General features: G+C 70.0%; 10 protein-coding genes and 1 rRNA gene. All 11 read right to left on the bottom strand.

The window, feature by feature from the left end; genetic code table 11:
* Positions 1-527: 527 nt before the first annotated feature.
* Positions 528-2,060 carry a DNA polymerase IV gene (locus BU197_RS18130; protein ID WP_188269331.1) on the bottom strand — a complete coding sequence of 511 codons (1,533 nt, stop codon included), beginning with the start codon at positions 2,058-2,060 and terminating at the stop codon, positions 528-530.
* A gap of 91 nt (positions 2,061-2,151) precedes the next feature.
* A complete protein-coding gene (locus BU197_RS18125) occupies positions 2,152-2,769 on the bottom strand; it encodes a MerR family transcriptional regulator (protein ID WP_188269330.1) in 618 nt (205 codons plus the stop codon).
* Between the two features lie 189 nt (positions 2,770-2,958).
* Positions 2,959-3,432: a bifunctional nuclease family protein gene (locus BU197_RS18120; protein ID WP_015032172.1), complete on the bottom strand. Its 474-nt coding sequence runs from the start codon at positions 3,430-3,432 to the stop codon at positions 2,959-2,961.
* A 64-nt stretch (positions 3,433-3,496) separates the two neighbouring features.
* The gene (locus BU197_RS18115; RefSeq protein ID WP_188269329.1) at positions 3,497-4,240 is read right to left on the bottom strand and encodes a MerR family transcriptional regulator; all 744 of its coding nucleotides are present in this window, start codon (positions 4,238-4,240) and stop codon (positions 3,497-3,499) included.
* Between the two features lie 30 nt (positions 4,241-4,270).
* Entirely contained in the window at positions 4,271-5,200 is a 930-nt protein-coding gene (locus BU197_RS18110) for an FHA domain-containing protein (protein ID WP_188269332.1), read from the bottom strand.
* 81 nt (positions 5,201-5,281) lie between these two features.
* Positions 5,282-6,148 carry a DUF881 domain-containing protein gene (locus tag BU197_RS18105; RefSeq protein ID WP_223183327.1) on the bottom strand — a complete coding sequence of 289 codons (867 nt, stop codon included), beginning with the start codon at positions 6,146-6,148 and terminating at the stop codon, positions 5,282-5,284.
* Between the two features lie 5 nt (positions 6,149-6,153).
* Positions 6,154-6,486 carry a small basic family protein gene (locus BU197_RS18100; protein WP_188269327.1) on the bottom strand — a complete coding sequence of 111 codons (333 nt, stop codon included), beginning with the start codon at positions 6,484-6,486 and terminating at the stop codon, positions 6,154-6,156.
* Positions 6,483-7,412, bottom strand: coding sequence for a DUF881 domain-containing protein (locus BU197_RS18095; RefSeq protein WP_188269326.1), 930 nt, complete (start codon positions 7,410-7,412; stop codon positions 6,483-6,485). The genes BU197_RS18100 and BU197_RS18095 overlap by 4 nt, the downstream gene beginning before the upstream one ends.
* 101 nt (positions 7,413-7,513) lie before the next feature.
* Entirely contained in the window at positions 7,514-10,009 is a 2,496-nt protein-coding gene (locus BU197_RS18090; protein WP_188269325.1) for a mannose-1-phosphate guanyltransferase, read from the bottom strand.
* A gap of 117 nt (positions 10,010-10,126) precedes the next feature.
* Complete coding sequence (locus BU197_RS18085; protein WP_188269324.1) at positions 10,127-10,735, bottom strand: CDP-alcohol phosphatidyltransferase family protein; 609 nt, start codon at positions 10,733-10,735, stop codon at positions 10,127-10,129.
* A gap of 148 nt (positions 10,736-10,883) precedes the next feature.
* Positions 10,884-11,000 (bottom strand): 5S ribosomal RNA (gene rrf / locus BU197_RS18080).
* Positions 11,001-11,007 lie beyond the last annotated feature (7 nt).

Genomic DNA, 11,007 nt, shown 5'->3' with positions numbered 1-11,007 from the left:
CCGGACGCCGGGCGGGCGCGCCGGGCTCCGGGCTGGCACGCCGGGCCCGGTCAGGTGCCCCGGGCCCCGGCCGGGTGCCCCGGGCTCGCCCGGTCCGCGACAGCACGGGGGCCGTCGGGGAGGAGCCCCCCGGAGGAGGGGGCGAGGATGCGCCGCCCCTGATCGGAGTGACGTCAGGGAGTACGCGCCGGACCCTGGCCGGTGGTGCCGCCGAGGAGGCTGTACGCGGATCGGCCCGGCGCCCGGCCACTCGTCCGGGCGCTTCCCTGCCGGATACCCGGGAAGGCGCCCTCCGGCTCCTGGGAGAGGCCAGGGGCGCTGGGCGCCCGGGAGAGCCCTCGGGCACTCCCCGGCTCCCGGGAGACGCTTCCGGCACCCCGGCTCCGCCGTAACCCCGCACCCTGTACCCCCGTACCTCCGTACCCCGGCACCTTCGGCACCCGGCACCCGGCACCCCAGCACCCCAGCACCCCAGCACCCCAGCACCCCAGCACCCCAGCACCCCAGAGCGGAACGCCCCAGCCGCCCTACCCCGCCTCCTCCGTGCCCTGTCCCGTCCCCTGCGCCACCCCCGGCCCCCGCCCCACCAGAGGCAGCGGCTCCGCCGGTATGAGGTCCGGGTCGTCCACCCCGAAGGTCCGGACGCGCCCGGGAGCCGATCCCGGGTCCTCGAACCGCACGGTGACCCGGCCGACCCCGCTCCCCTGCACCCACCCGGGCCCGTACTCGGCATGGCGTACGTCATGGCCGGGCATCCACTCCCGCTCCACCTTCCCGGCAGCCTCCTCGGCGGCTCCGCCGAGGGAGGGGAACCCGCCGGAGACCCCGCCAGAGGCCCCACCGGCATCCCCGCCGACGGCTCCGGACCCGGGAGCGCCGGACGATTCGCCCCTGGCATCCCGCTCCTCGTCCTCCGCCCCGGCACCGGCGCCCCTGGCCTCCGCCAGGGCTTCCGCGCGTGCCGCCGCCTCCGCCTCGGCCTCCCGCGCTTCCGCCTGGGCGAACAGGTCCTCCTGCGTGTAGTCCGCGAGCCCGCTGACCGCGACCCCGAGGAGCCGTACGCCCCCGGTCGTGTCCACGGCCTCCAGGAGCCGCCCCGCCGCCTCCCGCACCACGCCCGGGTCGTCGGTGGGCCCCCGGAGCGTCTCGGAGCGGGTCAGGGTGGAGAAGTCGTACCGCCGCACCTTGAGGACGATGGTCCGCCCCGAGTGCCCCGACTCCCGCAGTCTCCCCACGCACCGGTCCGCGAGCCGCTCCACCTCGGCCCTGATGCGGACCCGGTCGTGCAGGTCGACGGCGAAGGTGTCCTCCACCGACACCGACTTGGCGTCCCGCTCGGCCACCACGGGCCGGTCGTCGTACCCCTGGGCCATCCGGTACAGCGAAGCCCCGTGGGCCCGCCCGATCAGCCGTACCAGCTCGTCCTCGCCCGCTTCCGCGAGGTCGGACACCGTGGTCATCCCGGCTCTCCTGAGGTGCTCCCCGGTCGCCGGGCCGACTCCGGGCAGGATGCGCACCGACCGCGGCCCGAGGAATTCCCGCTCGGTGCCGGGCTCGATCAGCACGAGCCCGTCGGGCTTGGCCTCCTCCGAGGCGATCTTCGCGATCATCTTGGACCCGGCGAGCCCCACGGACCCGGTCAGTCCGGTGGTCGCCAGGATCTGGATCCGCAGCCGCTCCCCGGCCGCCCGCGCGCTCGCGCTGTCGTCGGCCACCTCCCCCGCCTCCAGGTCGACGAACGCCTCGTCGAGGCTGAGCGGTTCGACGAGCGGCGAGAGCCGGCCGAGCAGCTCCATGACCTGCTCGCTGATGGACCGGTAGAAGGTGAAGCGGGGCACCAGATAGGCGGCGTTGGGCGCGAGCCGGCGGGCCTGGCCCATCGGCATCGCGGAGTGCACCCCGAAGCGGCGCGCCTCGTAGGAGGCGGTGGCGACCACGCCCCGGGGTCCGAGACCGCCCACGATCACGGGTTTCCCGCGCAGGCTCGGCTTCGACGCCTGTTCGGCGGCGGCGAAGAACGCATCCATGTCGAGATGCAGGATGGTCGGCACGGTTCTCACAGTCCGATGCTGCCCTACCCCACTGACAACGCGGTCCGCCAACGTGTTCGAACCAGCCACATCACCGGGGGCCCGGAGACCCCCGGCCTCTTCAGACCGCCTTGTCCCTCCGGCGCCGCGCCAGCTCGTCCCCGGGGTTGTGCCCGACCAGGGTCTCCCCCGTGTCGACCCGCTCGCCGTGCAGCTGCCCCAGGGCCACCTCGACATCGCGCCAGACCACGCCCACCGCGATGCCGAAGACGCCCTGCCCGCCCTGGAGCAGGGAGACGACCTCGTCCGGCGAGGAGCACTCGTACACCGTGGCGCCGTCGCTCATGAGCGTCATCCGCTCCAGGTCGCGAAAGTCCCGCGCGCCCAGATGCCGCACGGCGGCTCGGATGTTCTGGAGCGCGACCCCGATGTCCAGGAACCGCTTGACGATCTTCAGTACGACGACGTCGCGGAAGCTGTAGAGCCGCTGGGCCCCCGCCCCGTAAGCGGGCCGCACGCTCGGCTCCACGAGCCCGGTGCGCGCCCAGTAGTCCAGCTGCCGATAGGTGATCCCGGCGGCGGCACAGGCCGTGGGACCTCGGTAGCCGACCGCGTCGGCCTCCGGTCCCCTGCCGGTCTCCATGGAGAAGCCGCCCACACTGCCGTGAAGCGGATACGGACCGCTCTCCCCGGACACACGTCCGAGCGAGCCCCCTGCCGTACCGTCCGCGCTGCTCATCACGCCGACCCTCCGTCCTTGACCTGCCCACACGAAGGTAGGCAGTCACTCGGGGTGCGTCAACGATCGCCACACTCGGCACGCCGAGTGATAATCACCCTGAGAGTGGTTTCCCGTGTCTCTCTCCGGGGAAAGGCTACTCGAATGCTCTGACGGCACCCTGCGGAAGGTCGGCCGCGCGGCCGCGCGTCACTGACTGTTGGTCCCGAAATCCTCCGGTGAGATCTGGTCGAGGAACTCGCGGAACTTCTCCACCTCGTCCTCCTGCTCGTCCGGAATCGCGATGCCCGCGTCGTCCAGCACACCGTCACTGCCGTAGATCGGCGTTCCGGTACGCAGGGCCAGGGCTATCGCGTCGGAGGGGCGAGCGCTCACCTCCACGCCGCTGGCGAAGACCAGCTCGGCGTAGAAGACCCCGTCACGCAGATCCGTGATGCGGACTTCGGTGAGTTCCTGTCCCACGGCCTCCAGCACGTCCTTGAAAAGGTCGTGCGTCAGCGGCCGCGGTGGCGCCATCCCCTGCTGGGCGAAGGCGATCGCGGTCGCCTCCCCCGGTCCGATCCAGATGGGGAGGTACCGATCGCCTCCCACTTCACGCAGGAGCACGATCGGCTGGTTGGAGGGCATTTCCACCCGGACACCCACAACGTCGAGCTCGTTCACACAGCAACCCTAGGACGTGCCCGGCCGGTTTGGATAGTCGGGCCCGCCCACCGTCCGTCCCGGCTCATGGCAGCCGGATGCCCAGCGCGCTCTGCACGAGGGCCGCGTGGAGCCTCACGGACTGCGCGGCGAGGTCCCGTGCCGTGGCCTCCGCATGGGCTCTGGTCTGCGGGTTCCGGTGTCGGCGCAGCGGCGCGACCACCTGTTCGATGAGTCCGGCCTCGCGTTCGGCTGCCGCCTTCACGGCCCGCAGATGCCGGGGTTCGAGTCCGAAACGGCCGAGATCCGCGACGAGCCGGGCGACCGTGACGGTCTCGGCGTCGTAGCCGCCGCCCTCCGTCTCGGAGATCAGCCCGTACGACTCCCACTCGACGAGTTCCGTCTCCGTCACCTCGGCGGCGGCCAGCAGCTCGGCCCTGCCGAGGCGGGTGACCGTGGACGGCTCCGCGTCGGGCTCCCAGGCCCCGTCGACGAGGTCCCGGCGGCGCCCGGGGGCCGGGAGCTGGACCTGCTCCCCCCGGTCGAGCGCGTCGAGGTACTCGCGGATGACCTTCAACGGAAGGTAGTGGTCCCGCTGCATCCGCAGGATCTGGGCGAGCCGCTCCACGTCCTGCGGGCTGAACTTCCGGTACCCGGAGGCCGTCCGCCGGGGCTCCACGAGCCCCTCGGCCTCCAGGAACCGGATTTTGGAGATGGTCACTTCGGGGAATTCGTCACGCAGCTGGCTCAGCACCGTGCCGATGCTGACCAGCTGGTCGCCCGCGGCGGCGGTGCCGGATCCGGCACCGCCCGTCGGTGTTCGCAGCATGAACCTTCCCTGAAGGGCTTCTCCGAGGCGCTACACGCCCCGCTGGCTCGAATAGAAGACCAGCCGGTACTTGCCGATCTGCACCTCGTCGCCGTTGGACAGGATCACCGAGTCGATCGGCTCACGGTTGACGTACGTGCCGTTGAGACTGCCGACGTCGGCGACGGTGAAGCCGCCGTCCCGACCCCGCCGGAACTCGACGTGCCGCCGGGAGACCGTGAAGTCGTCCAGGAAGATGTCGCTCTGCGGGTGACGGCCGGCCGTGGTCAGCTCGCCGTCGAGCAGGAACCGGCTGCCGGAGTTGGGACCCCGGCGCACCACGAGGAGCGCCGATCCCAGAGGCAGCGCCTCCACGGCCGCCAGCGCCTCGGGAGAGAGCGACGGCAGCTGCGTCTGACCGGTGATCTCCGCCTCGTACGCCTCAAGGCCCGAGATCGAGATCGTCGACGTCGTCTCCGAGGCCCGCTCGGCGACTCCGCCCCTCAGCGGCGTACCGCACTGCGAGCAGAAACGGCTGTCGGCCGTATTGCGGTGACCGCACCTCGTGCACACCGGCATGGACGCACCCTCCTGCCGCGGCTGACCCGCCGAGGTCTGGGTCGCGTACGGATCGGGGGTGAACCCTCCACCCGTACCTGAGGTTGACGGTTCTCCGAAACCTATGCGCGCGGCACCGGCGGGGTCAACAGAAGACGCGCCCGGAGTGCCCGGAATGTCACCGTCGACCTCATCGCGGAAGAGCGGGCGCTCGCCGCCCTGCTCCTCGCTCTGGGCATGGCGCGACGCGCGGTGCCTGGCGTTGCCGCCGTCCTCGCGTGCGCTCTTGCCGAACAACTTCGCAAACAACTTCACGGGCGATTCCCCTTGACCGAAACAGACCCGCCCGTGGGGCAGGACGAACCGAGATCCATCACACCTGCCGACCCGGACACCTTCACAACGTCCGTATCCTCCGGACAGTTTCCACCACGCACCACCGTTGTGGTGCGCCGACCCCCCGCAACGGCTCACGCTTGTCGCGGGACCCCCGTTGTCCCCCTCTCACTGCGAGGACGACTGAGCGTAGTCAGGCCGCTTCGCGGGCCGCAAGGCATCGACGACGATCTTCGTCGACCGCTCCACCGTGGCCGTGGCCTGCTCCTTCTCCAGGGTCTGGACGACACCGCCGGGGATGTTGAGCGCGGGCTCAAGATCCTCCGGCTTGCCGATGACCTTGAAGACGTATGGAGCGGTCACCTTCGTTCCATCGATCCGTATGTCATCACCGCTCCCGGTGAAATAACTGTCCGCAACGACCCGGACGCCGTCGACCTGGACCGCCTCAGCGCCCGCGGCCCGAAGCTCCTGGATCGCGTCGAGCAGCATGTCCGACTCCACGGATCCGCCCGAATCGCCGATCGTCAGCGTGATGCCGGGGCCCTCGGCCGCCACCGTACCCGCCAGGATGCCGAGCTGACGCTCCTTCTCCCGGGTCTGGCGGCGGGCCTCCTCCGCCTGGTCCGAGCTGGACTCCAGCTCGGAGCGCTGCTTCTCAAGGCGCGCCTTCTCGTCCTCAAGCCGCTGGGTGCGGTCGTCGAGCTCGTCGAGGATACGGACGAGGTCCTCCTGACGTGCCCCGCGCAGCGCGCTGTTCTCGCTCGTCGAGGAGACCTGGATGGCGAGCCCGAGGCCGAGGCCGAAGAGCAGCAGCGCGACGACGAGTTGGGCCCGGGTGACCCGGGGCGGCCAGAGCGCGGAGCCCAGCTTCCGCAGGCCGCTCGGCCCCGCGGCCGGTGCCACGGCGACCCGTACGTCGTGATCCGCGCCCCCGTCGTAGACGGGCTCCCGGGACTCCTCGGGCGCTTCCGCTCCGCTGTCAGGCTTCCCGGGGCCCTCGGGTCCGCGCGGGTTCTGGGGACTGTCGTTCATCGGCCTCACGCCCGGAAGACATGGCGCCGGATGGCCGCCGTGTTGGAGAAGATCCGGATGCCGAGGACGACGACGACACCGGTCGAGAGCTGCGCGCCGACGCCCAGCTTGTCGCCGAGGAACACGATCAGCGCGGCCACGACCACGTTCGAAAGGAACGAGACCACGAAGACCTTGTCGACGAAGATCCCGTCGAGCATGGCCCGCAGTCCGCCGAAGACCGCGTCCAGGGCGGCGACCACGGCGATCGGAAGATAGGGCTCGACCACCGCCGGAACCTCGGGCCGGACCAACAGTCCGACCACGACTCCGACGATCAGGCCCAGTACGGCGATCACGATGTGCCCTTCCCTGTGTCTGCCGCGGCCTCGCCGGACGGCGTCGCCGCCCCGGCTCCCCTCGGCTCTGCGGTACGTACGGTCAGGCTCGGCGCGGCCGGCAGGCTCAGGTCGCCCTCGGCCGAGATGCTGCTCCTGATCCCGAAGTTCTCCACCAGCGCGTGCAGGTACTGCCCGTCGGCGCTGTCCTGGAACGTGCTGCTCAGCTTCTGCCCGTTCCCGACCGCGAGGACGGTGTACGGCGGCACCAGTGGCTTGTTGTCGACCAGTACGGCGTCTCCTGCGGCCCGCATCGCGGACAGCGACGTCAACCGCTGCCCGTTGATCGAGACCGCCTCCGCGCCCGACTCCCACAGACCGTTGACGATCCGCTGCATGTCCCGGTCGCGCACCCGGCCGGTGTCGGAGAAACCGCTGCTCTCGCGCGGTCCGCCGCCACCGCCGTCGGCGCCCTTGGCGTCGTCGACGACGAGCTTCACCCCGGGCCCGCGCACCGGCGTCGCACCCGAGAGGAGGGCCACCAGTTCCCCCTGGTCGCCGCCGTGCTCCTGGAGTGCCTGCCGCTGCCGCTCTCCGACCTCGCTCCGGATGCGCTCGACGTCCGCCTCCAGCCGGTCGGCCGTGGACGTCTCGCTCTCGATCCGGTCGATCAGTTCCTGCCGCTCCTTGGCGACGACCGGCGCGGAGATCCGCGCCTCGGCCGCGCCGACGGTCACCACGGCGGCGGCGAGCACCAGGCCCACGGCGACACCGAGTTTGGCCCGCAGCGTACGGGGCAGGCCACCACCTTCGGCCGCGCGCCGTGCGGTCGCCTCGGCGTATCCGTCGTCCAGCGCGTGGTCGATCACGTTGTTCAGCAGCGACATGGAAGCGTCCGGACGCGGCGGTGGTGCTCCGGTGCTCCGAACGGGGGGCTGCTGCGACATGCCGCACATCGTCGCACGTCGCACGGCCTACCGCCGAATGGCCCCTCCGTCGTGCGGGGAGGCGCCCCTCGGGCACCTCCCCGCACAGCGGCTTCCTCAGGTCAGCGACCTGCGCTCTCGACCACTTCGGCCCACTCGTGGAGCAGGGCCTGCGCGGAGGCGTCGTCGGGCCCCTCGGCCCACAGATGGGTGACGGCCTCCGCGGGGTCCGGAAGGACCATCACCCACCGTCCGTCGGCCTCCACCACCCGTACGCCGTCGGTGGTGTCGACGGACCGGCTGCCCGCCGCTTCCACCACCCTGCGCATCACGAGGCCCTTCACGGCCCAGGGTGTCGGGATGTCCTTCTTGAGGACGTGCGCCCGGGGAATGCGCGCGTCGATCTGACTGAGCGTGAGCTGGGTGCGTGCCACGAGTCCGATCAGCCGGACGAAGGCGGCGGCGCCGTCGAAGACGCTGCTGAACTCGGGCACGATGAATCCGCCCCGCCCGTCACCGCCGAAGATCGTCGACTCCTCGCGCCCGACCCTGGTGAGGTCGTCCGGCGAGGTCGTCGTCCACTCCACCTGGGTGCCGTGGTACGCGGCCACCTGCTCTGCGATCCGTGTGGTCGTCACGGGCAGCGCGACCCGCCCCGACCGCCGCTCGGCCGCCACCAGATCCAGCATGACGAGCAGGGCCCGGTCGTCCTCGATGATCCGCCCGCGCTCGTCCACGAGCGAGAGCCGCTCCCCCACGGGGTCGAACCGCACGCCGAAGGCCGCCCGTGCGGACGCCACGATCTCCCCGAGGCGTACGAGCCCCGCCCGCCGGCTCTCGGCCGTCTCGGTGGGTCTCGACTCGTCGAGCCCGGGGTTGATCGTCAGCGAGTCGACCTGGAGCCGCCCGAGGAGGCTGGGCAGGACGAGGCCCGCACTGCCGTTGGAGGCGTCCACGACGACCTTCAGACCGGCTTCCGCGATCCCCGAGTTGTCGACGTTCCGCAGCAGCGAGCCGGTGTACGAGTCGAAGACGCTGGCCGGGAAGGACAGATCGCCGATCTCTCCGGGGAAGGCCCTGCGGTACTCCTGGCGTGCGAACACCCGGTCGAGTTTGCGCTGCCCGCCCTGGGAGAGGTCGGCTCCGCGCTCGTCGAAGAACATGATGTCCACGGAGTCGGGCACCCCGGGCGAGGTCCGCAGCATGATGCCGCCGGCACTGCCCCGCGCGGTCTGCTGCCGCGCCACCGGCAGAGGTACGTTCTCCAGGTCCCGTACGTCGATGGCGCTGGCCTGCAACGCCGAGATCACCGCCCGTTTCAGCGCTCGGGCGCCCCGGGAGTGGTCCCTGGCCGTGGTGACGGTCGCGCCCTTCTTGAGGGTCGTGGCGTACGCCCCCGCGAGGCGGACCGCCAGTTCCGGGGTGATCTCCACGTTGAGGATGCCGGAGACGCCCCGGGCTCCGAAGAGGTGGGCCTGTCCGCGGGACTCCCAGATGACCGAGGTGTTGACGAAGGCGCCCGCCTCGATCGTCTTGAAGGGGTAGACGCGCACATTGCCCTGGACGATCGATTCCTCGCCGACCAGGCACTCGTCGCCGATGACGGCGCCGTCCTCGATCCGGGCGGCTCGCATGACGTCGGTGTTCTTGCCGATCACGCAGCCGCGCAGATTGCTCTGCTCGCCGATGTAGACGTTGTCGTGGACGACGGCCTTGTGCAGGAAGGCTCCGCTCTTGACGACCACGTTGGAGCCGATGACGGTGTGCTCGCGGATCTCGGCGTCCGCCTCCACCTTGGCGTAGTCACCGATGTAGAGCGGCCCGCGCAGCTCGGCGTCGGGGTGGACCTCGGCGCCTTCGGCGACCCATACTCCCGGCGAGATCTCGAAGCCGTCGATGTCGACCTGGACCTTGCCCTCCAGGACGTCCGCCTGGGCTTTCACATAGCTCTCGTGGGTGCCGACATCCTCCCAGTAGCCCTCGGCCACATAGCCGTAGACCGGCTTGCCGTCCTTCATCAGCTGGGGGAAGACATCACCCGACCAGTCGACGGGGACATCGGCCTGGACGTAGTCGAAAACCTCGGGCTCCATCACGTAGATGCCCGTGTTGACGGTGTCCGAGAAGACCTGTCCCCAGGTCGGCTTCTCAAGGAACCGTTCGACCTTTCCTTCTTCGTCGACGATCGTGATCCCGAATTCCAGCGGATTCGGGACCCGGGTGAGACAGACCGTGACGAGTGCGCCCTTCTCCTTGTGGAAGGCGATCAGATCGGTGAGATCGAAATCGGTGAGCGCGTCCCCCGAGATGACGAGGAAGGCGTCGTCCTTCAGTGCCTCCTCGGCGTTCTTCACACTTCCCGCTGTACCGAGTGGCTTTTCCTCGTTGGCATACGTGAGCTCCATGCCGAGCTCCTCACCATCGCCGAAGTAGTTCCTGACGAGGGAGGCGAGAAACTGCACGGTGACGACGGTCTCGTTGAGACCGTGCCTCTTGAGCAGTCTCAGGACATGCTCCATGATCGGCCGGTTCACCACCGGCAGCAGAGGCTTGGGCATGCTCGAAGTCATGGGGCGAAGGCGGGTTCCTTCGCCACCGGCCATCACGACGGCCTTCATGTCGGAAGCGTCCTCCTTGAAGAGACGACGGTCCCGGCCGACCTCACCTGTCCGCTCAGCAGCCCTCGGACGTCCTCATGGTTGCCGGCGACACTGCTCGACACTGGAGGAACGGGCTCAATCGGCCTCGGCATCCGCCTTCACGAGTCGACGGACCTGGACCACGTAGAGGATTCCTGCCCACCAATAGAGAGTTGTACCCCATCCGGCGAAGGCCCACCCGAAAACTTCAGCGAGTGACGAAAGCCAGCCCGTTCCGTCACTGAGGAGCAGCAACGGGAAGGCGTACATCAAGTTGAAAGTCGCAGCTTTCCCGAGGAAGTTCACCTGCGGTGGCGGGTAGCCGTGGCGGCGGAGGATTCCCACCATCACCAGCAGCATGGCTTCACGGGCCAGCAGGGCGGCGGTCAGCCACAGCGGAAGGATCTCGCGCCAGGTGAGGCCTACGAGGGTGGAGAGGATGTACAGCCGGTCGGCGGCCGGGTCGAGCAGCCGGCCGAGGCTGCTGATCTGGTTCCAGCGCCGGGCCAGTTTGCCGTCGAGGTAGTCGCTGACACCGCTGAGCGCCAGGACGAGGAGTGCCCAGCCGTCGCTCTTGGGTCCGCCGAATTCCGGACGGAGAATCAGCCACAGAAACAGCGGCACTCCGACAAGGCGCGCCATGCTGAGAATGTTGGGGATGGTGAGGACCCGGTCGGTCTGAACGCGAGTCTCCTGGACCTCCACCCGGGGGCCTCCTGCTGGGAACGTACGGACGATGCCCCCTGACCTTACCTTCAGCCACGACACCCCCGCGCACAGGGGCCGCCGACGGCACGGAAACGCAAAAATGCCTCAACCCCCGGACAAGGTCCAGGGGTTGAGGCTAAAAATTGTTCGGCGGCGTCCTACTCTCCCACAGGGTCCCCCCTGCAGTACCATCGGCGCTGAAAGGCTTAGCTTCCGGGTTCGGAATGTAACCGGGCGTTTCCCTAACGCTATGACCACCGAAACACTAT

It is taken from the genome of Streptomyces sp. CBMA291 (assembly GCF_014596525.1).
Lineage (GTDB): Bacteria > Actinomycetota > Actinomycetes > Streptomycetales > Streptomycetaceae > Streptomyces.
Note: the sequence above shows the minus strand (reverse complement) of the source record. Positions and strands in the feature narration are given on the sequence as shown.

Coding starts and splice junctions, on each gene's coding strand:
- BU197_RS18125 (WP_188269330.1), bottom strand. CDS start 2,769: ATGAGCAGCGCGGACGGTACGGCAGGGGGCTCGCTCGGACGTGTGTCC.
- BU197_RS18115 (WP_188269329.1), bottom strand. CDS start 4,240: ATGCTGCGAACACCGACGGGCGGTGCCGGATCCGGCACCGCCGCCGCG.
- BU197_RS18105 (WP_223183327.1), bottom strand. CDS start 6,148: ATGAACGACAGTCCCCAGAACCCGCGCGGACCCGAGGGCCCCGGGAAG.
- BU197_RS18095 (WP_188269326.1), bottom strand. CDS start 7,412: ATGTCGCAGCAGCCCCCCGTTCGGAGCACCGGAGCACCACCGCCGCGT.
- BU197_RS18090 (WP_188269325.1), bottom strand. CDS start 10,009: ATGAAGGCCGTCGTGATGGCCGGTGGCGAAGGAACCCGCCTTCGCCCC.